This window comes from Acidovorax sp. IB03 (assembly GCF_016406015.1).
In the GTDB taxonomy this organism is placed as follows: domain Bacteria; phylum Pseudomonadota; class Gammaproteobacteria; order Burkholderiales; family Burkholderiaceae_C; genus Acidovorax; species Acidovorax temperans.
The window spans coordinates 63636-84869 of record NZ_JAEFCH010000015.1; the positions used below are offsets into that span (position 1 = coordinate 63636).

The window sequence follows — 21234 nt, forward strand, 5'->3', positions numbered from 1 at the left end:
GTCTGGAGGTTCGCCATGTCTTTCGCCGTCAATGACTCCTGCCTGGAGTCGCTTTCCGCCATCGCTGCCCAACACGAGGACTGGATCATCCAGCAAGCCATCGTGCTGCTGGAGAGACGGGTCTTCAAAGCTGGACCGTGCCTCAGCCAACCGGCCGCTGTACGGGACTACCTGCGTCTGAAACTGGTCGCTGAGCCCAATGAGATATTCGCCGCTGTGTTCCTGGACAGCCTGCACCAGGTGCTGGCCTACGAGCCGCTGTTCAGGGGCACGATCAACGCGACTTCGGTCTATCCGCGTGTCGTCGTGCAGCGTGTGCTGGAGTTGAATGCCGCCGCGGTGGTCTTCGCCCACCAGCATCCTTCGGGCGTCTCCGAGCCGTCCAGCGCGGATCGCATGCTGACCCAGCAACTGCAAGCCGCGCTGGCGCTCATCGATGTGCGGGTACTGGACCACATCATCGTCGGCCAGGGTGCCCCGTTCTCCTTTGCGGAATCCGGCCTGCTGTAGCAATGGCACCGGCTCCTTGATCCACGCGGAGGCTTCGGCCTCCGCTTTTCATTGGCGCAAGACAAGCAGGTATGCGGGCAGTCCGCGATGCGCATTGTTTGTTGGGGCCGCATGGCGTTCGGCGTTTGACTATGGCCCTTGACAACTCTTGGGGGCGCTCGACATGCCAGCATCTTCATCCAGGTTCGCATCGGGCTGGCGAACCCTTGGCCTGGCCGTTGCGCTGCCGGCTTCCCTGGCCGTGTTCAGCCCGGCCAGCTTCGCCGCCGATGTGGTGATCATCACCGACAGCCGTCACCCGGTCAGGACCATGGGTGGCGAGCAGCTGATCGAGCTGGATGAAGCGCCCCGGATCGAAGCGGAGCTTTCTGCGGCGCTGCCCGCCGATCCCGGACAGGCAACAGCCATCGTGAAGCGCCGGCTGAGCCAGGGGGGCGCTGACCTCCAGCGTCGCATCGCCACCGCATACCAGGGCGTTGCCGACGCATGGAGCCTGGGCATCACCACCATTCCGGCTGTCGTGGTGGATCAGCGCTACGTGGTCTATGGCGAGCCTGACGTGGCCCGCGCCATCGCGCGCATCGAACAGCACCGGAGGGCCGAACCGTGATCCGCTCATTCGACCTTCTGCGCCGCATGCGGGCTGCCGTCACCTCCGTGCTGCTGCTCAGCGCCACGGGCAGCTACGCCCTGAACACGGCGACCATCGTGGGTTCAGTGGCTTCGCCCGATTGCCTGGAGTACCGGGTGGTGGGTATCTGCTACTGGCTCTACTGCACCTGGACCGGCTGCACGGTGCGCACGTCCGTCAAGGTCAGGCACTACATCCCCGATGCGGTGGTTTCGTCCTACTCGAACACCGGCGAGAACCCCTGGGTCGAAGTGCGCGCCATGAGCACGCCCAACCCTTCGGCCCAGGCCGGCGGGGACGGCACCACCAATGAAGATCACGAAAACAATCTCGCGAAGTTCAAGAACGCGGACGTCATCGGCCACCCCGGCGTCGAGGTGTTCAACCAGTTCGTCTCGTCCTCGGGCTATTTCTGCGAGGGCGCAGGCACGGCCTTCATGCCGTACCTGCTCAGTACGCTGGACACGCCGGCCTGGCGCTACAACGTACCGGAGATGGTGTACCCGGAGGCATTGATCCCGGGCATGCGCGAGGTCGGCGCGCGCTCGACCCTGAACCTCTGGGGCAACGTCTATCCGCGCGGCGGCTTCCTGCACCAGACGGACGACCACAAGGCCGGTGCCGTGGTGGCCCAACGGGCCGGCGATGTGGTCACGCGCCGCGGGCAGATCCACGTCTATCAGCCGCTGCTCGCCAACTCCCGCGATGGCTACTGGCCGGCCGGCGCGCTGATGGAGGGCGATGCCTCGACCGGCAAGTGGCAGGAACTCACGCCCGTCCTGTCCTCGTCCTGCACGGTCTTCCCGCGCAACGGCTTCCTGACACAGGCCCAACAAGGCGACTACGCCTGGGCGTTGTGGCGGCCCTATGCGTGCTGCGAACGCCGGGGCCAGGTGTTCCTCGGCAGCGTCGATTTCTATTGAGGGTACGGCGATGAAGCGTCCTGAACTGATGAACCCATCCGCCAAGGTTCGCCGCCCGCTGCGCCCCACGGCGCTAGCCGGCGCGCTCGCCCTGGTCTGTGGCCTCGCGTGGGCGCAGGCCGGCTTCCAGACCAGCGGCCCCGTCATCGGCGATGAGGTCATGTACTCGATCGGCGGTGGCAGTGCGGTGTCCATGGGCCGCGCCGCTGGCATGCGTTCGATCGGGGTCGGCCTGGGTTGGAACAGCAACCTCATCTGCGGCGACATGAGCATCCAGACCACGCTGCGCAATCAGCTCAATGGGATCACGAATGGGTTCCAGCAGATCATGAGCAACGTGATCCAGAGCGCGACCAGTGCCGTGGCATCGCTGCCGGCGCTGATCATCCAGCGTGCCGATCCGGGGCTGTACAACCTGCTGACCAATGGTGTGCTGCAGGCGAGGCTGGATTTCGACCGCTCCAAGCTGACGTGTCGCGCGATGGCCGAGAAGATGGCCGAGACGGCGGGCGGCCAGCTCGGATGGAGCCAGATGGCGGAAGGCATTGCGCTGCGCGATGCGGTGTCGAGCACGGATGCCGTATCGGCGATCGAGCAGGCCGAGACGCGCCGCGGCAACGACGGCGTGCCCTGGGTGGGCGGCAGCAATGCCGGCGGCGCGGGCCAGTCGGCCATCCGGGTGGTCGGTGACGTGACGCGGGCGGGCTACAACCTGGTCAACGGGCGCAGCGTGACTGACACGTCCTCCATCGCGCCCGCCAGTTGCGCGAGCCTGTCCTGCCAGACCTGGACGTCGCCGCAGCAGGCGACCGAATGGGCGACGCGGGTTCTCGGGGAACAGGTACAGCGCACGTGTGATTCCTGCACCAAGACCGAGACCGTGCCTGGCGTCGGGCTGACGCCGCTGATCCAGGAGGAGTACGAGACCAAGCTGGAGGCCTTGCAGGAACTGGTCTCTGGGACGCGCAACACGACGTTCGAGAACCTGCATGCAGCCGGCAGCACCTCGCTGCCCATTACACGCGGCGTCATCGAGGCGCTGCGCGACGAGCCAGACCAAGACCTGCTGGCGCGACGTCTCGCGTCCGAGGTCGCGTTGTCGTCCGTGCTGGAGAAGGCATTGCTGCTCCAGCGGACCCTGCTGACCGGCAAGAAGGAACCCAACGTGGCGGCCAACCAGTTGGCGGTCGAGGCCGTGAACCACGAGAGCGACACGCTCGATCAGGAGATCCGCAACCTCAAGACCGAACTTGAACTGCGGCGCGAACTGGCGAACAACTCGCCCATGGCCATCATCCAGCGCCACGGGACGCGCGCGGCCGGCTCGCGCGGCATCTACGAAGGCGACCCGGTGCCCGACCGCCTCGATCGGTTGCAGCGGGGCAACCCGGGAGGCACGCCATGAACGCGGCCTGGCTGCGCCCGCGCTGGCTTTTCAGCCGGCGCGCGGCAAAGGCGCTGCTCCTGGCGGTGGTCATCATCGCCGCGGCCGTGGGCGCCAATCTCGTCGGCATCTACCTCGTCGGCAGCGTTGCCGGCTGGGAGCGGTGGCTGGCTGCCAGCGCGGGCTACTTCCTGGTGTGGCGGCTGTGCCTGTACGGCGCGACGGTCTATGGCTGGGTCTGGATGCGCCGCCGGCTGCTGGCCCGCGAGGAAGACGCGCAAGCGCGGCGACGCCTGGTGCGCAGCGAGATCGCCGGCGTCGTCGCCATCGTGGCGCTGGAAGCCAGCCTGCTGATGCAGAGCTGAAGAGGGAGCCGCGCCATGACGCTTTTTACGACCGACTACCTGGAGTACTACCTGACGCTGGTGTCCTGGATCGTCAACAACGGCATCTGGGCGGTGCTGGTGTCGAGCGGAGTATTCGCGCTGCCGTTCGTCGCCATCATCGTGCAGGAGTGGTTGAAGGCCCGTGCGGAAGGTGCCGACGAAGGCAACAAGGGCGTGCTCTCGGCTGCGCGCATCGAGAACCGGGTCTTCGTCGCCATCGTGGTGGTGATGTTCGCTGGCATCCCGTTCATCGACGTGGACCTCAACACCATCCAGTACGACAGCTCGCGCTCGGCCCAGTGCCAGGTCAGCGTGCCGCAGCCCACGGATACCGGCTGGTCGCAGTCCTTCAGCACCATCAACAACCAGTCGGCGAAGGTGCCGGTCTGGTGGGCTTTCATGCACGCGCTCTCGCGCGCCGTCACGAGCGCCTCGGTGGCGGCGATCCCATGCGGCACGGACCTGCGGCAGATGCGCATGGAGATCGACGCGACCCGCATTGACGACCCGGTACTGGCTCAGGAAGTAGCGGATTTCTCGCGGGATTGCTATGGGCCTGCGCGGGCCAAATTGTTCATGCAGCGCCCTCAGCTTGATGAGCAGCAGATGCACGACGTGACCTGGATAGGGTCGAGGTTTTTCACGGACACGGGCGGCTACTACGACACCTACCGCTCAAGCACGCCGCGCGACGACTGGCCCTACGACAGCACCCGCGATGCGGGGCTTGCACAGGTGGGCAGCGGTGGCGGCTACCCGACCTGCAGGCAGTGGTGGGCCGATGGCGGCAATGGCCTGCGGGCACGCCTGCTGGGACAGGTGGACCCGAACCTGTTGAATCGCCTGGCAGGCTGGGCCGGGTTCCTGAGCAGGGCCGAGGTGGACGACTCGGTGATCCGCGCCATCGCGTCACCGCGGCAACAGAAATTGAACCAGGGTAGCGTCTATACGGACTATGGCGGCCAGATCGACAAGACCTTGCCGAACATCGTGACGCGGGCCACGGGAGACGTTGGGATGGCCGTCGGCGCGATTGCCGCGTTTCCCGCCATGGACGTCGTGAGACAGTCTCTGCCCATGGTCCTCGCCTTGCTCAAGATGGCGCTGGTCATCTGCATCCCGCTTGTGCTGGTCGTAGGCACCTACGATCTGAAGACGGTCGTTACCGTCAGCGTCGTGCAGTTCGCGCTCTTCTTCACGGACTTCTGGTTTCAGCTTGCGCGCTGGATCGATTCGACGATCCTGGATGCGCTCTATGGCTGGGGGTTCGGCTGGAATCGGCCGCACACCAACTTCGACCCGCTGGTGGGGCTGAACAACGCCTTCGGAGACATGCTCCTGATGTTTGTCACGGGCACGATGTTCATCGTACTGCCTACGTTCTGGATCATGGCCTTGGCTTGGGCGGGCGTTCGTGCCGGCAACGTGTTGCAAGGCCTCGCAGGAGCCACCGGAGATGCCAAGGCTGCTGGCGGAAGGGGAGGAAGCATTGCGATCAATGCAGTGTCGAAGAAGTGATCGCTGCTAGTCGTCCTCGACATGAGGATCAATGCGGAAACCGTCGTAGGTGTATAGGCCGAATCCTGCTGGTCCGTTTCGCCACTCTGGCTCGGGCAACTCCTCGCCCAAGTCGGTGTTGCGGGCCATCCAGGCAACCACCATGACGCACACCATCACCAGGGCCAGCCAGAAGGTGGTGTACAGCAGCACCCCGAGCGCAGCCAGCTTAACCATCCACACGAGCGCGGTGGCTCCAGCCGTCGGCATGCCCTTGGAAACCAACCAGTTCGACGCCCGCCGTTCACAGCGCGCGTAGGCACGCCATCCGCGGCCAAAGGCGCGGCCGAGGCGTTCTGCGGTGCTGGTGCGAGTCGTGGTGTTCATGGTCGTCTCCTACTGCTGAGGGATGCCTATTTCAGTTTGGTCCATTTCATTCTGTTTAGGGCTTCAATGTGTTCTCTTGCTGCTTCAGGACGCTTCGTCATCCGGTTCCAACGGGCCAGGGTCGGGCTCCACGCCGATGCGGTATGTAGCAACGAAACGCGGCCAGTCCACATGGTCAACGAGATCGATGTCCTCGATGACACTGACCTTCGCGCTGGCACGCTCGAACAGCGCGATGCTCTTGGCGGGATAGTTGTTGCGCGACGGATAGAGCACCCCGTCGAACAGCACCTGGCCGTCATCTCCAAGCATCGCATGCACCTGGGCCGACACCTGCTGCGTGTGCGTGTAGTCGCGGCTGGCCAACTGCTCCAGGTTCAGGCCGAAGTAGCCCGCCATGACGCCCGGCGCCGTGAGGTCGGCCAGAAGCACGTCGTCCATCACGCCCACTGCGCGCACCATCCGGCTCTGGACTTCTTTCAGCGCGATCGAGCGCTTCGTGTCCGCAAGCCACTGGTGCTTATGAAACACCGACTCCATCAGCGCCGTGGGCAGGTCGCGCCCCAGGTAGAGCACCCCGTAGGCCTGGGCCGGGTCATCGTAGCGATTGGTGCTGCTGCGGCCATAGTACAGCGGGCTGCCCCGATAGACGACGCGGCTCACATGCTGGAGCAGCTCACCGGCATCGATCAGGAACGAAGGCAGCTCGTGGCTCATGGCGATCTCGCTTCAATGCACCTGAACGCCCAGCACGTTGAACACGGCCTCGGCCACGTCGTCGATCGTGCCATGCGTCACCGCATCCACTGGCGAGCGGCCGCCCAAGCCTTCGAGCGGTTCGGACAGTGCGCGGTAGATCGTCCAAGGGTCGATGCCCTCGACCTCCTGAAGCACGGTTTGGGTCAACTGCTGCTTCACCGGGTCGAGCTGCCAGTCGGGCAGTTTCTGGCCTCGCGGCCCCACGTTCAGCGCCAGCAGCCGACGGGCGAGGATGTCCTTGTAGATCTGCTGGCGCGACTTGTCCGCCAGCTTGGCGTACTCCGCGGGCGGCAGGTTGTGCGGCTGGTTGAAGGTTTCCAGCAGCACGGCGCGGCCTCGCTGGACGTCGGTTTCAGTCGGCGCCCAGCGCGTCTCAGCGCGCAGCGCAGCCGTCTTACGCTTCAAGGCGTGCTCCACCGTTTCACCTTCGAGGTTGGCTGGCAGCTTTACCGCCTCCACGCGCTCGTGAATGAACGCCTGCAACTCGGCCGCGAAAGCCGGCGCATCCCGGATTTCGACGGTATCCGCGAAGCGGCGCACATCCTCCACGGTGACACGCGGCAGACGGTCGGCAATGAATTCAATGGCGGTGGGCATGGTCATCTCCCAGGTAGGTTTGAGACAGGACTTACTCTAGTCGCCTTTGTCGCATTTGTCAACTTTGACGCCTAGAGAGCAACCTACCTGGCGAAAACAGCGTCTCCGCAGCATAGGCCGAGGCCAGCGGCTGGTCGCCGCGCAATCCATTCGTGCGGGTTCCACATTGACGCTGGAACCGCAACCCAGGCCCCGCTATACCGAAACGGTTAAAGGCCAAAGGGCCGAAACGGCAAGGGAATGGGGTGCAAGGGGAAAGGCCCTACCTCGAAAAGGCAAAAAGGCCTCCCGGTCGGCCCGCCACAGGACACCCGCATGCTCTCCCTGTTCCAGCGAAAACGGCCCCCGGTCGCCGGCGCGCCACCGCCAGCACCCGCCACCGTCCTCCCGAAAGGGTTGATGCGGCCCGAGTCGGCCGCATCGCTGCTGGCCACCCCGCGCCGGCAGAAGCTGCTGGAGCACATTTGGCAGCGCACCTCGCTGTCGCGCAGGCAATTCGCCACGCTGTACCGAGCGCCCCTGGAACGCTACGCCGAGCTGGTCCAGGCCTTCCCGGCCTCCGAGGCGCATCACCATGCCTATCTGGGCGGCATGCTCGACCACGGCCTCGAAATCGTCGCCTACAGTCTGAAACTGCGGCAGTCCCATCTGCTGCCCATCGGCGCCAGCCCCGAAGACCAAGCGGCACAGTCCGAAGCCTGGACCGCCGCCGTCGCCTACGCCGCGCTGCTGCACGACATCGGCAAGATCGCCGTCGATCTGCACGTCGAGCTGGCCGACGGCAGCATCTGGCACCCTTGGCACGGCCCGCTGCGCCAGCCATACCGATTCCGCTACCGCGACGATCGCGAGTACCGCCTGCACAGCGCCGCGACAGGTTTGCTCTACCACCAACTGCTCGACCGTGAGGCCCTGGACTGGCTCAGCGGCTATCCGTCCCTGTGGGCACCACTGCTCTACGTCCTGGCCGGGCAGTACGAGCACGCCGGCGTACTGGGCGAACTTGTCGTGCAGGCAGACCGGGCCTCGGTGGCCCAGGAGCTGGGCGGCGATCCGGCCCGCGCCATGGCTGCGCCCAAGCACGCGCTGCAGCGCAAGCTGCTCGACGGGTTGCGCTACCTGCTCAAGGAACAGTTGAAACTGAACCAGCCGGAAGCCTCCGATGGCTGGCTCACCGACGATGCCCTGTGGCTGGTGAGCAAAACGGTCTCGGACAAACTGCGTGCGCACCTGCTGTCCCAAGGCGTCGATGGCATCCCTGCGAACAACACCGCGGTGTTCAACGTCCTCCAGGATCACGGCATGTTGCAGCCGGCGCCCGACGGCAAGGCTATTTGGCGCGCGACCGTGACCAGCGCCATCGGCTGGTCTCACTCCTTCACGCTGCTGCGCCTCGCTCCTGCGCTGATTTGGGAAACCGGCGAGCGGCCGGCGCCGTTCGCAGGCACAGTGGCGATCGACACGGCATCTGCCGATAAGGACGCCGATGCTTCGGCCTCCTCGCCGGCGAACATGGCGAGACCAACCGCGGAGGGTCAGGAACCCGCGTCATGGGAGGGCGGCGTCACCACCGACGCGATTCCTTCGCCCGTGGGCCAGGCCATGCCCGACGTCATGGAGGATCTGCTGGCAATGGTGGGGATGGGCGATTCGCCCGGCCCCCGGCAAGATGCGCAGGCCATCGCCGACGAAGCACCTGCCACACGCTCTGAAGCAGCCATGCCATCAACGGCAACAGCTTCACTTCCATCACCTGCCCGCATGACAGGGCAGCCATCCGGCGAGCATTTCATGGCATGGCTGAAACAGGGAATCGCCTCGCGCCGGCTCATCATCAATGATGCGAAGGCACTCGTGCATACCGTGAGCAATACCGCATACCTGGTCAGTCCAGGCGTGTTCCAGCGCTACGCACAAGAACACCTGCAGGTCGCAACGCTGGCCAAGCAGGAGAGCCAGCAGGATTGGCAGTGGGTGCAGAAGCGTTTCGAGCGGCTACAACTACATCGCAAACAATCGAACGGCTTGAACATCTGGACCTGCGAAGTCACCGGACCAAGGAAGTCACGTCGCCTGCATGGCTATTTGCTGATCGATCCGGCCCACCTATTCCCCGAGCCCCCCGTAGACAATCCCTTCCTGTCCCTAGAACCCTTCTCACGCAGCCTATAGCGCTGGGACAAGCCTACGGCCGAGATCCTCCAAGTCTCCGGCAATTAAATCCCAGTCCTCTTCGGCATCCAAGTCCTTGCGTTGCGCCGGCCCGTACTCTGTCGGCCGGGGGATGAAGGCAGTCCTGAATCCCAATGCACGCGCTGCCCGCAGGTCGTAGTTGTGCGCCGCACACAGCATGACTTCGCTGGGCGGCAGTCCCAACAGCCTGCAGGCGCCCAGGTAGACTTGCGGATCAGGCTTGTAGTGCTGGAACAGGTCAGCGCAGAACAGCACGTCCCAGGGCAGACCCGCGTGGCGTGCCACGTCCACCATCAACGCCAGGTTGCCGTTGGTTAGCGTCCCGATCACGAAACGCTCCTTGAGCCGGTGCAGGCCGTTCACCGCATCCGGCCAGGGTTCGAGCCGATGCCAGAATCGATTGACGCGCTCCACCAGTGCCGCGTCCAGATCCAGCCCATGCTGCGCCAGCAGCGCTCTCAGGCTCGTACGGTGCAGGTCGTCAAGGATGGTCCAGGGCAACTCCCCCGTGCGGACCCGGTCCATGGACGGTGCGTAATGCCCGCGCCACTGGCCAGCCAGCATCTCGCCGGGCAGCTCTCTGCCCAGCTCTGCCGACAGCGCCCGGAACTGGGCGACCAAGCTGGAGCGCCAGTCCACGACCGTACCGAAGACATCGAACAGGATGGCCCGCATCTCACCTCCTGACGTTCATGCCCTGGCCGTCGTCCGCTGCCAAGGCTTTTTCCGGTGCCGAGTATCTCATGGCATCCGGGGCGCGGCGGCGCGTCGCCAGCAAGCCCAACAGCGTCATCGCGACCAGCACGCTCCATCCCGGCAGATAGCTGTGCGTGGCGTCCCTGAGCAAACCCAACGCCGGTGGCACCAGCACGATGGCGACCTGGTTGATCGCCATCGCCAGCCCCAGGGCGAAGCCGGTCTTTTCCGGCGGCGCCGACTCGGCCACATAAGCCACCCAGGGCCCATACCAGCCGAAACCGAAGAAGCCCAGCCACGCCAGCAGCAAAGCCACCGGCAGCGGTGCGCTCACCGGCAGCCAAATCAACGCCAGAAGCCCCGCAGCCGAAGCCGCCATGCACACGAATACCGGGAAGTAACGGCCGTACTTGCAGCGATCACTCCAGGCTGCCAGCAGGATGCGCCCTGCCACCCCGGCGCCTTGCGCGACGAACAGCAAGGAGGCCGCCTGGGTGACACTGATCTGCAACCGGTCGTGCAGGTACAGAACCGTGAACACCAGAACGCCCCACTGCACGGAGATGAGACTGACACCGGAAGCCACGATGTTCTTCATCGAAGGATCCCTGACCATCCGCAACCGGGACATCACAGCCTCGCGCAGGCTCCCTTCCGCCGTCTTCGCCACGGGCGTACGCGCCTGAGGCGAGCGGTACAACGCCATGAAGATCACCGCGCCCAGCAGCGCGATCGCCCCACCGATCAGGAACGAGGATCGCCATCCCCAGTGGCTGGCCGCGAAGGGCATCACCACAGCGGCCAGTGCCCCGCCCAGCGGCAGGCCCGCCTGCCGGATGCCCATCGCAAAGCCGCGCTGCGCCTTGTCGAACCACTGCGCGACCGACTTGCTGCCACCCGGCTGGGCCGTGCTGTACCCGGCGCCCACCACGACCAGGAACAGCAGGATCGCCCCGTAGCTGCCCGCCAGCACCGCCGCCATCAGTGCGCCCCCGACCACCAGCGTGCCGATGCCCACCACCAGCCGCTCGCTGTACCTGTCCAGCAGCTCGCCCGCCACCAGCAGGCCGACCAGCGGTACCAACTGCGCCGCCGAGACCAGCGCCCCGATCTGCGCGTTGCTCAGGTGCAGGTCGTTCTGGATATAGGCGGCAATCGGCCCGATGCCCTGGACGAAGAAGCAGGCACACGCCTGCGCCAGGGTCGCGATCAGGAGAATGACCCAGCGGTAGCCCGGCCTGGCCGGGAGATCAGTATCGTTCATGCCATGACCTCGCATTCGGCAGACTCAGCAGGAGATGTCGCGGTCTCGCCCAGCGGATGGCGGCGCTGCGCCCGCAGTAGCGCCTCCCTTGCCTGGACCAGGCCCATGCGCGCGGCGATCCATTCCGCATCGGTTTCGGCGGCCACGCCATGGGCATCGAGCACATCGAGGGCCGTCCGTAGCAACTGGCGGTTGTCGCCCCGCCGGACCTGGCCCTGCGCATCCACTGCATAGGGCGTATCTTCCATCCCGACGCGCAACACGTCGACCCCGCTATCGGGCTGCGCCGCATAGGCCGCCAGCCGCCGCAGCGCACACATCGCCTCGCCACGCCGGGGACCTACGTCCAGCGGCCGGTAGTGGAGCGGCGCATGGCGCGGCATCACGGCAGCACCCACGGTCACTGTCACTTTGCGTGCGCGCCGGCTCGAATGGCCGATGTCGTACTCCAGGCTTTTCGCCAGCCGCACCACGGCGCGGAACTCCTCGTAGTCCTGCGGGAACGGCAGCTTCGGCGAAAAGCCGAACAGCAGGATGATGTTCAACTGTCCGGAACTGCCCAGCCGCATCTGCGGATGCTCCACTGCGAAGCGCGTCATCGCATGGCTGCGTACCAACTGCACCCATTCCACCTCGTGGAACAGGCCCAGGTTGCGGCGGGCCTGGATCGCATTGCAGTAGACCCGGTACTGGATCAGTGGCGAGGTCGAGCCGTAGTCCGCGCCCTTGCTGGTGGAGTTGGTGTCCAGCTTCGCCATTTCCTCCCGCGCCGAGGGCTCGAAGCGTCCCAGCGCCTCCAGGAACGCCGGACTCGACGCGAACACCGTATCCAGCCCCCGCGCTTGCGCTCCACGTCACAGATCACCTGCAACTCGATGGCCGCCTGGATCGTCACGAAATGCGCGCCGCCCAGATGCAGCGGCAGTGCGCACTGGCTCACACGCTCCCACGCGCCGAACTCGCGGATGTTGTGCTGAACCTCCGCGCCGTTGCGGCTGGCGCCAAAGCTCAACAGCATGTCCTTGCACCGGCGCTGAACATCGCGGCTCACTCGCTGGTAGACCTCGTTGTCCGTGGTCTGTTCCCGGGTGATCGGGTTGCGCGCGTGGTAATGGTAATAGCGGCACCCCATCCGGTACAGGTCCGCAGCCTCGTTGGCCACATCGTCCAACGCAGTGGGGATCGACTCGCCGGTGCAGATGCGATCGAGCAGGTCGTCGCCGGTCGGGGCATGGTTGAGCGGGGTGAACTTGGCGCCGGTGGAAGCGCAGCCAAGAATCAGGGTGTTCCTGCGGGCATGAGCGTGTTCCATGGTCGGTGTCTCCATGAGGCGTCGTTGGATTCCGGTCCCTTGAGACAGTCCTTCCCCGCGGCGTCACCACGCAGGGACGCCGTCAAGCCATCGTTCGCCGGGGATGCGGGCTGCCTGCCTGGGAATTGCCCTCCCTGCCTCCATTAAGCCCAGGCTGCTGCGCCGCACAATGCGGGTTGCGCAACATCTGTTGCGCAACCCGCAAACCAGCCGCGCCCGCGGGTTCAGCTTGCGTGCCATGCTCGAAGCACGGCATAACCGCGCGAGATCGGCAACATGCTCGACATCCGCATCCTCAAGGATTTCCTCGCCCTGGCGCGGCTGGGCAACTTCTCCCGCGCCGCAGAACACTGCAACGTCACCACTTCGGGCCTCAGCCGCCGCATCGCGATGCTGGAAGCCTGGCTGGGAACCCCCGTCCTCGAACGCGGCCGCCACCCGCTGCAGCTCACCGACGCCGGGCACGAGTTCCGGGACGTGGCCGCGCAGATGGTCGCGACGCTGGAAGCGACCCGAACCGCCATCCAGCGCAAACACAACGACGGCGCCGATCTCATCCGCATCGCGGCTCCGCACATCCTGTCGCGCGCCTTCTTTCCGGCCTGGCTTCAGCGCCTGCATCAGCAATTCGGCGACGCTCGCCTGTCGATTACCTCGGCGGACCTGCCCGATTGCCTGCACGTGCTTCAGGCTGCCGAGGCCGATTTCCTCGTCACCTTTTCCGATCCCCTAGACAGCATCGGCGCGCGCCTGCCCGCCCTGCGCCAGGTGTCGGCCCTCCCTCGCGTCCGACTGGGCACGGAACGGCTCGTCCCCGTCAGTGCACCCAGCATCAGCGGCGGCCCTCTGCATGCCCTGGGCAGGACACAACCGGCCATATCCTTCCTGCCCTACAGCGACAACTGCTCGCTTGGCTGGATCGTCGAGAACCACTTGCGACACCGGCACGACCTGCCCCGACTACTTCGCCACCATGACAGTTCCCTGGCCGAAGGATTGACCGCCATGGCCCTGGTCGGGCTGGGCATCGCCTGGCTGCCGCTGGGCTGCGTCTGGAACGATCTCGAACGCGGGCACCTCGTTCGCGCGGGCGACGATGCCTTCGACATTTCCCTGGAAATCCACCTGCTGCGCCGTCACTCTGCCCTCGGTGCCAGAGCGCAGGCGCTGTGGAACGCGCTGACCACCACGCCACCTGTCCCTGCGGCGATACCGGAGAGCCCGGCCAATCCTAACCGCCGAGCGCCTTCACCAGCCGATCCAGTTCATCCTCGGCCGTGAGGAAGTGCGGCGTCAGTCGCAGCACCGCGGGCACACCTTCTGCCTCCAGCGCCCAGCGGGCATATTGCAGGCCGACGGCGGAGACATTGACCCCCGCCTCCCACAGCGCCCGTACCAGCGTCTGCCCGTCGCCGCTGGCTGGCGGCAGTGCATAGGTCATCAGCGCGCTGGCGCGAGGATGATCGCCCTCCAGCGGCGCCCATCCCAGGCGCTCGCGCAAGGTGCCGGCCACCCGGCCGCGAACCTCGGCGTTCCTGCGCGCGATGCGCCCGGGGCCTATCCGCAACACTTCCTCGCACGCGGCACCGAGCGCCAACCGCAGTCCGGGGTTGAACTCATGCCCCTCGAAGCGCCTCGCATCGGCCGCCACGCGCAACGTATCGCGCGCCGTCCACCGCGCACCGGCGACATCGACACCGGGCGGCGCAACCAGTCGCTCCAACGCCCGGTCGGAGACCACCAGCACCGCTGCCCCCTTCGGACCACGCAGCCACTTGCGCGCCGGGAACACCAGCACGTCGCATCCCAGCGCTTCCACATCTACCGGCAGTTGCCCCACCGCGTGGCTGGCATCGACGAACAGCAGCCCGTCGCGCTGCCGGACCACCTCTGCCACACCCTCCAGGTCGGTCGCCACGCCGTGGGCGGTCGGCACGATCGGCAGCGAGACCACCGCCCGGCAGGCACGCGGCAAACGATCCAGGGCGTCGGTCAGCCGCTGTGTCAGCGGCACCGGTTCGTCGCGCGCGGAGATCACGGTGAGCCCCAGTTGCGGTCCCAGCCGCTGCCGTGCCGCCAGCAGGCACAGGCTGTTGGAGCCGTATTCGTCATTCGAGGTCACGACGTGCACCTCGCGCCCGGCGGCCAATACCGCCTCCATCGCGGTGGACCACGCATGCCCGGCCGAATCCAGCAGCGCCACCTGGCCCGGCACGGCACCCACCAGCCGCGCCACGGCGAGGCGCACCGCTTCCAGCTCCGGCTCCAGCTGCGCCATCGCCCGCAGCGTGCCCAGCGACCGCTCCGCCGCCTGCCAACGGTCCCACGCCTCGTGCACCGCCGCCGGCGGCAGGCTGGCCGAGCCATGGGCGAAATGCGCGTAGCGCCCCCAGGCGGGCGTCTGCGCCCGCAGGCGCGCCAGTTCTTTTTCACCCAGTTCATCGTCCAAAGCCGGCCGCGCCGGCAGCCGGTTCATCTGCCCTCCCGCACAGCGGCGATCAGTTCCACCTCCACGGCCGCGCCGCGCGGTAGGGCTGCCGCGCTGACCGCCGTGCGCGCATGCTCACCGCGAGACCCCAACGCCTCTAGGAAGAACTCGCTGGCCCCGTCGATGACTGCGGGCTGCTGCACGAAGTCGGGCAAGCAGGCCACGTAGCCCGTTACCCGCAGCAGGCGCACCACGCGCTCCAGTCCGCCCAGTTCCTGCGCCAGCGCCGCCAGGCACTGCATGGCGCACAGCCGCGCGGCCTGTCTTGCCGCTTCCAGGTCCACATCGCGGCCAACCAGGCCAGTCACACGCACCACACCGTCGCGCCGCGGCAGCTGGCCGCTGACATAGGCAATGCCTTCGTGGACCACCACCGGGCGGTAGGCGCCGCCGGGCAAGGACGGCGCGGGAAGCTGATCGAGCCGGATCGTCATCGCAGGCATCTCCCGTCAGTGGCTGAGGATCTTGGCAAGAAAATCGCGCGCCCGCTCGCTGCGCGGCGCCTCGAAGAAGGAACGGGCATCGGCCTGTTCGACGATGCGCCCGCCATCCATGAACACCACCCGGTTGGCCACGCGTCGCGCGAATCCCATCTCGTGGGTGACGCACAGCATCGTCATGCCCTGGCTGGCCAGGTCGGTCATGACGTCCAGGACCTCCTTGATCATCTCGGGATCGAGCGCCGAAGTCGGCTCGTCGAACAGCATCACCGCTGGCTCCATGGCCAGCGCCCGGGCGATCGCCACGCGCTGCTGCTGCCCGCCGGAGAGTTGCCCGGGATACTTGCGGGCATGCGCGGCCATGCCCACCCGCTCCAGCAGTCGCCCGGAACTGGCGCTCGCCTGCCCAGCCGTGCGTCCCAGCACCTTGACCTGCGCCAGGTTGAGGTTGTCCAGCACCGTCAGGTGCGGGTACAGCTCGAAGTGCTGGAACACCATGCCCACCTGCCGCCGCAGGCGGCGCAAGTCAGTACCGGCCGCCCCGACTTCGATGCCCTGCACCGTGAGCGAGCCGCGCTGGTAGGGCTCCAGTGCGTTCACGCATTTGATCAGCGTGCTCTTGCCCGAACCGGAAGGGCCGCACACGACGACGACCTCGCCGGCCGCCACCTGCAGGCTGCAGTCGGCCAGCACCTGGACGCTGCCATACCACTTGGAAATATTATTGAAAACGATCATGGGAACTGTCAGAGGGGGACGCGTCGCGCGATGCGGTTCACGCACGCCGCGCCGGCGACACAGATGACGAGATAGACCACGGCCACGAAGCTGTAGAGTTCGATCAGCCGGCCGTCGCGGCTGGCCACCATGGCGCTGGTGGTGAGGAAGTCGGTCAGGCCGACCACATAGGCCAGGGACGTATCCTGGAACAGCGCGATGCACTGGGTCAGCAGCACCGGCGCCATGCGCCGCACCGCCTGCGGCAGGATGACGTAGCGCATGGCCTGCAGGTAGCCCATGCCCGTGGCCAGTGCCGCCTGCAGCTGGCCCCGCGAGACGCTCTTGATGCCGGCCCGGATGATCTCGCTGAAGTAGGCCCCCTCGAACAGCACGAAGGCGACCAGCACCGAGTTGAAGGCGCCGATCTGCCGGCCCGTGACCAGCGGCAGCAGGAAGTAGATCCAGAAGATCACCATGATCAGCGGCACGGCCCGGATCGCGTTGACATAGCCGGCCGCCAGCAGCGGCAGCACCCGGCCGGGCGCCAGGCGGGCCACCGCCAATGCGCAGCCCCATGCCAGCCCCATCAGCACGGCCAGGCCCGTGAGCTGCAAGGTCGTGACCATGCCCTCGGCCAGCACCGGAAGGTTGCGCTGGATGACGGCGAAATCGAATGCCATGGCCATCCCCCTCAGCGACCAGCCAGCATGCCGGGCAGCGCCGTGCGCCGTTCGATCTGCCGCCCTGCGGAAATGGACAGCAGCGACAGCACCATGTAGATCAGCGTGGCGGCCGTGAACGCCTCGATGCCATGGAAGGTATAGGACTCGATCTGCCGGCTTTGCCCGGTCAGCTCCAGCATGCCGATCGTCAGCGCCAGGCTGGAGTTCTTGACGGTGTTGAGCAACTCCGAGGTGTACGGCGGCAGCGCATAGCGCAGGCCCACCGGCAGCAGCACATGGCGGTAGACCTGCCCGGTGCTCATGCCTTGCGCCAGCGCCGCCTGCTTCAGCCCCTTGCCGGTCGCCTCGATGGCCGCGCGCGTCTGTTGGGCGATCCGCGCCGACATGAACAGCCCCAGCCCCACCGCCGTGGTCCAGTATTCGGGGTTCGGCAAGCCGCGCTTGAGCCACGCCCCCCAGGCCTCGGGCAGGATCTCCGGCACCACGTAGTACCAGAGAAAGAGCTGCACCAGCAGCGGGATGCCCCGGAACAGCGTCACGTACAGCGTCGCGATCCGGCGCGCGCCACGGCCCGGCAGCGTCAGCGCGATGCCGGCGGCGGCCCCCACGGCCAATGCGATCGCATAGGCCACCACGCTGATCAGCAGCGTCCACAACAGGCCCGTGGCCAGCCAGCCCAGGTAGGGCTGCGTCGCCAGCAGGCCCCAGTTCCATCGATAGTCCATCTCGCGCCCTTCCGCCGTTCATTCGGGCAGCGACTGCACGCGGTAGAGCACGGCCATGTCGCCACCGAAGGCCAGGCCCACCGGGGCGAAATACTTGTCGAACAGCCGCTGCGCCTCGCCCGAGGCGAAGGCGCGCGCCAGCGCCCGGTTGACCAGCACGCGGAACTCGGCATCGCCACGCTGGAACATCACCCCGTACGGGTCGGTGCTCAGCAGGCGCCCGACGATCTCCAGGCCGGCCGGGTTGCGCGCCTTGGTGGCGGCGAACACCGCGATCGGCGTGCCGTCGCCGGCCAGCGCATCCACCCGTCCGGTCTCCAGCGACAGGAAACCCTCGGCGTAGTCCTTGACGTAGTTGAAGCGCAGGTTCAACCCCTTGGCCTGCGACAGCGCCTGCAGCGCCCGCTCGTTGCTCGATCCCTGCAGCACCGCCACCGTCTTGCCGCGCAGGTCCTCGGCCTCGTGGATGCCCGAACCCTTCTTCACCGCCAGCTGGGTCCCGGTGATCCAGAACGGCATCGAGAAATCCACCTGCTCCAGCCGCCCCAAGGTGATGGTCGTGGTGCCGCATTCCATGTCGATGCCGCCGCTGGTCACCTGGGCGATGCGGTTGGCCGTGGTGATCGGCACGTAGTTGACCTTGACCTCCTTGCCCAGCACCTTTTTCACCTCATCGACGACGCGGCCGCACAGCTCGACGGAAAAGCCGGACACCTGCTTGCCCTCGTCGAAGTAGGAGAACGGCGTGGCCGATTCGCGGTGGCCGATATTGATCTGGCCCCGCTCGCCAATGCGCGTCAGCGTGGGCGAAGCGCTCTGGGACCAGGCAGCCGTCCCCAGCGACAGGCACAGCAAGGCAACGGCAGTCCTGCACGGACGCGACAAGTTCTTCATGGCGCAGCTTTCAAAGAGAGGTCGAGGAAAGGGAAAGGAGAACGCGCGGCTCAGAGCCCACGGATGGCGAATTGCTCATGTGCCAGAGACGCCCGCAGCGCCGTCTGCTGCACCTCGTCCAGCGGCTCCAGCGGCGGCCGCAAGCGGCACCAGGCCGGGTCATCGGTCGCGGCGGCGATGGCGGCCTTCATCGCCGGGATCAGCGGATAGGCGGCAAAGCGGGCGCGGATGGCGTTGAGCGCATCCTGCTGGGCCTGCGCGTCCGCGCCCTGCCAGGACTGGAACAACCGGACGATCGCCCCTGGGTTCACGTTGGCGGTGGCCGAGATGCAGCCGGCGCCGCCCTGGCGCAGGGTGTCGAGCAGGATCGTCTCCGTGCCGGCGAATACGCCGAAGCCTTCCGGGGCAAACAAGTCGATCGCCCGGGCGGTGTAGGCCCAGTCGCCACCTGTATCCTTCATGCCGGCCACCACGACGGGATAGCGCTTGAGCAGGCGTTCGATCAGCGCGTGCGAGAACGCCACCTGCGCGACCGGGGGGATGTGGTACAGGTACAGGCGCAGGCGGCTGTCGCCCACCCGCTCGATGACCTCGCTGAAGAATGCGAACAGCCCCTCATCGGTGATGGTCTTGTAGTAGAACGGCGGCAGCGCCAGCACCCCCGCGCAGCCGCTGCCGACGGCCGCCCGCGTCAGCCGCACCGCATCGGTCAGCGAACAGCTGCCGGTACCCGGCAGCATGCGATGGGCTGGCACGCCGGCATCGATCGCCGCGGCGAGCAGGTCGATGCGCTCCTCCACCGACAACGAATTGCCTTCGGAGTTCGTGCCGAACATGGCCAGCCCGCAGTCCTGCGCCACCAGCCATCGGCACAGTTGCGTGAATCGCAAAATATCCGGCTCCATCCTGGCATTGAACGGGGTCAGGACAGGGGCCAGCACGCCCTGCAGTCGATCAGCGCTTCCATGCTGCATGAATCGGCACTCCAGCTTCGTTGTAACGTTGCCGGAGTCTAGGCAGCGGCGGGCAGACCCGCATTGACGATACTGGCTCGATATTTGCTAAAACTGCAAACATCACCGCTCGCGCCGCGGCTTGGTGCACGTGCCGCTCCCGGACCGCGCCGCACGCAACCCTTGTTGAGGAATACGCAACATGGCCGACCTGATCGCCCTCAAGGACTTCCTGGTGCTCTGCCAGAGCCGCAGCTTCTCGCGCGCCGCCGAGCACTGCCATGTCTCGGTCTCCGGACTCAGCCGCCGCATCCAGGGCCTGGAGCAATGGATCGGCGCGCCCTTGTTCAACCGCCACAAAACAGCGCTTGAACTCACCGACGCCGGCTGCCGGCTGCAGGCCGTGGCCTCCGAGGTCGTCTACGCCCTGGAAGGCCTACGCAAGTCGGTCCGTGCCGACAGCCAGGAACTGCAGCGACGCATCCGCTTCTGTGCACCGCACATCATGTCGGCGGTGTTCTTCCCCGACTGGATTCCGCGCCTGCATGGCGACTTCAAGGACGCCAGCCTCAGCGTGGAGTCGCACAATCTGCCCGAGTGCCTCGCCCGGCTCGACGAAGGCGAGGCCGACTATGTGGCCGCGCTGTTCGATGCGCGTGGCGCGGTCGCCACGCGGCTGGGCGTGGGGCCGGACATCAACGGCTACCTCGGCCTGGCATTGGGCACCGAGCGCCTGGTTCCGGTCTGCGCCCCCAATGCCGCCGGCCAGCCGCTGTTCGAGCTTGGCCGGAACGGCACCCCGGCCTCCTTCCTGGACTATGCCAGCGAATGCCACCTGGGCTGGTCGCTGCAGGCCGCGCTGCAGGACTTCGGCCTGCCGCTGCAGCGCCAGCACGCCGCCAGCCTCGCCAATGGCCTGCACTTCATGGCAGCCTCCGGCCTGGGCGTAGCCTGGCTGCCCCACACCCTGGTGCGCGAGGACCTCGCCGCGCGGCGGCTGGTCAGGGCCGGCGGCCCCGAGCTCGATATCCCGCTGCATTTGACTCTGCTGCGGCGACCCATGCCGCTGGCAAACCAGGCCCAACGGCTCTGGGACTATCTTGAGGAACTCAGCGGCGAACCCCAGTCCCGCGACGGAGTGGCCCCGGCGCTGGTTGAGTAAAACCGGAAGCCCCCCCTCGCGATGGAGGCTATGCAGCCTTCGCCGCCGCATCCACTGCGTGCAGTTCCCCCATGCGCTCCATAGGGACCCCAGGAAAACCTAGCGCAGCAATCACTTGCGCTCCGAGATTAGTCGGATGCAATCTCCCCCGGTCAATCTCAATCCACCCCGACCAGCTTGAGATCCCGCAGCAACGTGCCGATTTCGGTCTTGCCGAACCTGCGCATCAGCAGATCGCGCAGAAAGGCCGACCCCAGACAAGTCGATTCCTATCATCCGCGCTGCCTAGATTCGGCGAACTGGCCGATGAAGGCGAAGGTGACCGCGCCTTCGGACACCTCGCCCGGCCGGTCGCCGACCTTGTGAGACATAAAGAATTCCGACACCAAGTCATTGGCGGAGATATTCAGCCATACGAACGCTCTTACGGAGCAACACGCTAGACCAGATTCCGGTCATCAATTGCTCTTGTCGTTCTTGAGCTCGGTTCCGCATAAGCGCTTCGCGGAGGTAAGTCCAGTGAAGGCACAGCTGGCACGATCGTATGGCCATGAACGCCCCCGCCGATCGCGAACTACCTCTCAAAGATCCAGCCAACTTGTGGCGTCATGAGTAACCCACACGCACATC

At 66.4% G+C, this 21234-nt stretch carries 24 protein-coding genes; 9 read left to right on the top strand and 15 right to left on the bottom strand.

From position 1 onward, the window contains the following. Nucleotides 1-15 precede the first annotated feature (15 nt). The 6 genes from IHV84_RS10630 to IHV84_RS10655 all read left to right on the top strand — a co-directional run bounded on the left by IHV84_RS10630 (nt 16) and on the right by IHV84_RS10655 (nt 5352). The gene (locus IHV84_RS10630) at nt 16-510 is read left to right on the top strand and encodes a JAB domain-containing protein (RefSeq protein ID WP_003050103.1); all 495 of its coding nucleotides are present in this window, start codon (nt 16-18) and stop codon (nt 508-510) included. Between the two features lie 163 nt (nt 511-673). Next, nucleotides 674-1120 (top strand): TIGR03757 family integrating conjugative element protein, encoded by a 447-nt coding sequence (locus IHV84_RS10635; RefSeq protein ID WP_013520787.1) that lies wholly within the window; start codon nt 674-676, stop codon nt 1118-1120. Next, entirely contained in the window at nt 1117-2064 is a 948-nt protein-coding gene (locus IHV84_RS10640; RefSeq protein ID WP_003050097.1) for a TIGR03756 family integrating conjugative element protein, read from the top strand. Before IHV84_RS10635 ends, IHV84_RS10640 begins: the two co-directional genes overlap by 4 nt. Before the next feature lie 10 nt (nt 2065-2074). Then, nucleotides 2075-3469, top strand: coding sequence for an integrating conjugative element protein (locus tag IHV84_RS10645; protein WP_198846828.1), 1395 nt, complete (start codon nt 2075-2077; stop codon nt 3467-3469). After that, nucleotides 3466-3813 carry a hypothetical protein gene (locus tag IHV84_RS10650; RefSeq protein ID WP_003050094.1) on the top strand — a complete coding sequence of 116 codons (348 nt, stop codon included), beginning with the start codon at nt 3466-3468 and terminating at the stop codon, nt 3811-3813. The genes IHV84_RS10645 and IHV84_RS10650 overlap by 4 nt, the downstream gene beginning before the upstream one ends. A gap of 15 nt (nt 3814-3828) precedes the next feature. After that, on the top strand, nt 3829-5352 hold the full coding sequence (locus IHV84_RS10655; RefSeq protein WP_003050092.1) for a conjugal transfer protein TraG N-terminal domain-containing protein: 1524 nt from the start codon (nt 3829-3831) through the stop codon (nt 5350-5352). 6 nt (nt 5353-5358) lie between these two features. Here IHV84_RS10655 and IHV84_RS10660 read toward each other — a convergent pair whose 3' ends face one another. The 3 genes from IHV84_RS10660 to IHV84_RS10670 all read right to left on the bottom strand — a co-directional run bounded on the left by IHV84_RS10660 (nt 5359) and on the right by IHV84_RS10670 (nt 7074). Further along, entirely contained in the window at nt 5359-5718 is a 360-nt protein-coding gene (locus IHV84_RS10660; RefSeq protein ID WP_003050090.1) for a DUF3742 family protein, read from the bottom strand. An 84-nt stretch (nt 5719-5802) separates the two neighbouring features. Next, nucleotides 5803-6435, bottom strand: coding sequence for an RES family NAD+ phosphorylase (locus IHV84_RS10665; RefSeq protein ID WP_003050087.1), 633 nt, complete (start codon nt 6433-6435; stop codon nt 5803-5805). Nucleotides 6436-6447: 12 nt separating this feature from the next. After that, nucleotides 6448-7074, bottom strand: coding sequence for a hypothetical protein (locus IHV84_RS10670; RefSeq protein ID WP_003050085.1), 627 nt, complete (start codon nt 7072-7074; stop codon nt 6448-6450). Nucleotides 7075-7389: 315 nt separating this feature from the next. On the opposite strand from IHV84_RS10670, the gene mobH reads away from it, so the two are divergent. Beyond that, on the top strand, nt 7390-9246 hold the full coding sequence (gene mobH, locus IHV84_RS10675) for a MobH family relaxase (protein ID WP_198846829.1): 1857 nt from the start codon (nt 7390-7392) through the stop codon (nt 9244-9246). Here the strand turns inward: mobH and IHV84_RS10680 are convergent. The 4 genes from IHV84_RS10680 to IHV84_RS10695 are packed head-to-tail and all read right to left on the bottom strand — an operon-like array spanning nt 9241 to nt 12539. Continuing rightward, nucleotides 9241-9942 carry a haloacid dehalogenase type II gene (locus IHV84_RS10680; RefSeq protein ID WP_198846830.1) on the bottom strand — a complete coding sequence of 234 codons (702 nt, stop codon included), beginning with the start codon at nt 9940-9942 and terminating at the stop codon, nt 9241-9243. The two genes, mobH and IHV84_RS10680, sit on opposite strands and share 6 nt — an antisense overlap. 1 nt (nt 9943) lies before the next feature. After that, on the bottom strand, nt 9944-11227 hold the full coding sequence (locus IHV84_RS10685; RefSeq protein WP_198846831.1) for an MFS transporter: 1284 nt from the start codon (nt 11225-11227) through the stop codon (nt 9944-9946). After that, nucleotides 11224-11985, bottom strand: a complete 762-nt coding sequence (locus tag IHV84_RS10690; protein WP_198846832.1) for a hypothetical protein — start codon at nt 11983-11985, stop codon at nt 11224-11226. The genes IHV84_RS10685 and IHV84_RS10690 overlap by 4 nt, the downstream gene beginning before the upstream one ends. Further along, on the bottom strand, nt 11922-12539 hold the full coding sequence (locus IHV84_RS10695) for a 3-keto-5-aminohexanoate cleavage protein (protein WP_198846833.1): 618 nt from the start codon (nt 12537-12539) through the stop codon (nt 11922-11924). The genes IHV84_RS10690 and IHV84_RS10695 overlap by 64 nt, the downstream gene beginning before the upstream one ends. A 276-nt stretch (nt 12540-12815) precedes the next feature. Between IHV84_RS10695 and IHV84_RS10700 the strand changes: the two genes are divergently transcribed. Next, nucleotides 12816-13820: a LysR family transcriptional regulator gene (locus IHV84_RS10700; RefSeq protein ID WP_198846834.1), complete on the top strand. Its 1005-nt coding sequence runs from the start codon at nt 12816-12818 to the stop codon at nt 13818-13820. Here the strand turns inward: IHV84_RS10700 and IHV84_RS10705 are convergent. The 7 genes from IHV84_RS10705 to IHV84_RS10735 are packed head-to-tail and all read right to left on the bottom strand — an operon-like array spanning nt 13771 to nt 19463. After that, the gene (locus IHV84_RS10705) at nt 13771-15015 is read right to left on the bottom strand and encodes an aminotransferase class V-fold PLP-dependent enzyme (RefSeq protein ID WP_198846835.1); all 1245 of its coding nucleotides are present in this window, start codon (nt 15013-15015) and stop codon (nt 13771-13773) included. The genes IHV84_RS10700 and IHV84_RS10705 overlap by 50 nt on opposite strands. Continuing rightward, nucleotides 15012-15470 carry a RidA family protein gene (locus IHV84_RS10710; protein ID WP_198846836.1) on the bottom strand — a complete coding sequence of 153 codons (459 nt, stop codon included), beginning with the start codon at nt 15468-15470 and terminating at the stop codon, nt 15012-15014. Before IHV84_RS10710 ends, IHV84_RS10705 begins: the two co-directional genes overlap by 4 nt. A 6-nt stretch (nt 15471-15476) precedes the next feature. Then, nucleotides 15477-16205, bottom strand: coding sequence for an amino acid ABC transporter ATP-binding protein (locus IHV84_RS10715; protein WP_198846837.1), 729 nt, complete (start codon nt 16203-16205; stop codon nt 15477-15479). An 8-nt stretch (nt 16206-16213) separates the two neighbouring features. Further along, nucleotides 16214-16873, bottom strand: coding sequence for an amino acid ABC transporter permease (locus tag IHV84_RS10720; protein WP_198846838.1), 660 nt, complete (start codon nt 16871-16873; stop codon nt 16214-16216). 5 nt (nt 16874-16878) lie between these two features. Then, on the bottom strand, nt 16879-17595 hold the full coding sequence (locus IHV84_RS10725; RefSeq protein WP_198846839.1) for an amino acid ABC transporter permease: 717 nt from the start codon (nt 17593-17595) through the stop codon (nt 16879-16881). An 18-nt stretch (nt 17596-17613) separates the two neighbouring features. Beyond that, nucleotides 17614-18489: an amino acid ABC transporter substrate-binding protein gene (locus tag IHV84_RS10730; RefSeq protein WP_198846840.1), complete on the bottom strand. Its 876-nt coding sequence runs from the start codon at nt 18487-18489 to the stop codon at nt 17614-17616. Nucleotides 18490-18539: 50 nt separating this feature from the next. Then, complete coding sequence (locus IHV84_RS10735; protein ID WP_198846841.1) at nt 18540-19463, bottom strand: dihydrodipicolinate synthase family protein; 924 nt, start codon at nt 19461-19463, stop codon at nt 18540-18542. A gap of 181 nt (nt 19464-19644) precedes the next feature. Between IHV84_RS10735 and IHV84_RS10740 the strand changes: the two genes are divergently transcribed. Next, a complete protein-coding gene (locus IHV84_RS10740) occupies nt 19645-20604 on the top strand; it encodes a LysR family transcriptional regulator (RefSeq protein WP_198846842.1) in 960 nt (319 codons plus the stop codon). A 272-nt stretch (nt 20605-20876) separates the two neighbouring features. Here IHV84_RS10740 and IHV84_RS20635 read toward each other — a convergent pair whose 3' ends face one another. Further along, a complete protein-coding gene (locus IHV84_RS20635) occupies nt 20877-20990 on the bottom strand; it encodes an oleate hydratase (RefSeq protein ID WP_370541251.1) in 114 nt (37 codons plus the stop codon). Nucleotides 20991-21234 lie beyond the last annotated feature (244 nt).

What these genes read in the sequence shown, in the direction of transcription:
- IHV84_RS10630 (WP_003050103.1), top strand. Translation starts at nt 16, where the DNA reads ATGTCTTTCGCCGTCAATGACTCCTGCCTGGAGTCGCTTTCCGCCATC.
- IHV84_RS10635 (WP_013520787.1), top strand. Translation starts at nt 674, where the DNA reads ATGCCAGCATCTTCATCCAGGTTCGCATCGGGCTGGCGAACCCTTGGC.
- IHV84_RS10645 (WP_198846828.1), top strand. Translation starts at nt 2,075, where the DNA reads ATGAAGCGTCCTGAACTGATGAACCCATCCGCCAAGGTTCGCCGCCCG.
- IHV84_RS10650 (WP_003050094.1), top strand. Translation starts at nt 3,466, where the DNA reads ATGAACGCGGCCTGGCTGCGCCCGCGCTGGCTTTTCAGCCGGCGCGCG.
- IHV84_RS10655 (WP_003050092.1), top strand. Translation starts at nt 3,829, where the DNA reads ATGACGCTTTTTACGACCGACTACCTGGAGTACTACCTGACGCTGGTG.
- IHV84_RS10660 (WP_003050090.1), bottom strand. Translation starts at nt 5,718, where the DNA reads ATGAACACCACGACTCGCACCAGCACCGCAGAACGCCTCGGCCGCGCC.
- IHV84_RS10665 (WP_003050087.1), bottom strand. Translation starts at nt 6,435, where the DNA reads ATGAGCCACGAGCTGCCTTCGTTCCTGATCGATGCCGGTGAGCTGCTC.
- IHV84_RS10670 (WP_003050085.1), bottom strand. Translation starts at nt 7,074, where the DNA reads ATGCCCACCGCCATTGAATTCATTGCCGACCGTCTGCCGCGTGTCACC.
- mobH (WP_198846829.1), top strand. Translation starts at nt 7,390, where the DNA reads ATGCTCTCCCTGTTCCAGCGAAAACGGCCCCCGGTCGCCGGCGCGCCA.
- IHV84_RS10680 (WP_198846830.1), bottom strand. Translation starts at nt 9,942, where the DNA reads ATGCGGGCCATCCTGTTCGATGTCTTCGGTACGGTCGTGGACTGGCGC.
- IHV84_RS10685 (WP_198846831.1), bottom strand. Translation starts at nt 11,227, where the DNA reads ATGAACGATACTGATCTCCCGGCCAGGCCGGGCTACCGCTGGGTCATT.
- IHV84_RS10690 (WP_198846832.1), bottom strand. Translation starts at nt 11,985, where the DNA reads ATGGCGAAGCTGGACACCAACTCCACCAGCAAGGGCGCGGACTACGGC.
- IHV84_RS10695 (WP_198846833.1), bottom strand. Translation starts at nt 12,539, where the DNA reads ATGGAACACGCTCATGCCCGCAGGAACACCCTGATTCTTGGCTGCGCT.
- IHV84_RS10700 (WP_198846834.1), top strand. Translation starts at nt 12,816, where the DNA reads ATGCTCGACATCCGCATCCTCAAGGATTTCCTCGCCCTGGCGCGGCTG.
- IHV84_RS10705 (WP_198846835.1), bottom strand. Translation starts at nt 15,015, where the DNA reads ATGAACCGGCTGCCGGCGCGGCCGGCTTTGGACGATGAACTGGGTGAA.
- IHV84_RS10710 (WP_198846836.1), bottom strand. Translation starts at nt 15,470, where the DNA reads ATGCCTGCGATGACGATCCGGCTCGATCAGCTTCCCGCGCCGTCCTTG.
- IHV84_RS10715 (WP_198846837.1), bottom strand. Translation starts at nt 16,205, where the DNA reads ATGATCGTTTTCAATAATATTTCCAAGTGGTATGGCAGCGTCCAGGTG.
- IHV84_RS10720 (WP_198846838.1), bottom strand. Translation starts at nt 16,873, where the DNA reads ATGGCCATGGCATTCGATTTCGCCGTCATCCAGCGCAACCTTCCGGTG.
- IHV84_RS10725 (WP_198846839.1), bottom strand. Translation starts at nt 17,595, where the DNA reads ATGGACTATCGATGGAACTGGGGCCTGCTGGCGACGCAGCCCTACCTG.
- IHV84_RS10730 (WP_198846840.1), bottom strand. Translation starts at nt 18,489, where the DNA reads ATGAAGAACTTGTCGCGTCCGTGCAGGACTGCCGTTGCCTTGCTGTGC.
- IHV84_RS10735 (WP_198846841.1), bottom strand. Translation starts at nt 19,463, where the DNA reads ATGCAGCATGGAAGCGCTGATCGACTGCAGGGCGTGCTGGCCCCTGTC.
- IHV84_RS10740 (WP_198846842.1), top strand. Translation starts at nt 19,645, where the DNA reads ATGGCCGACCTGATCGCCCTCAAGGACTTCCTGGTGCTCTGCCAGAGC.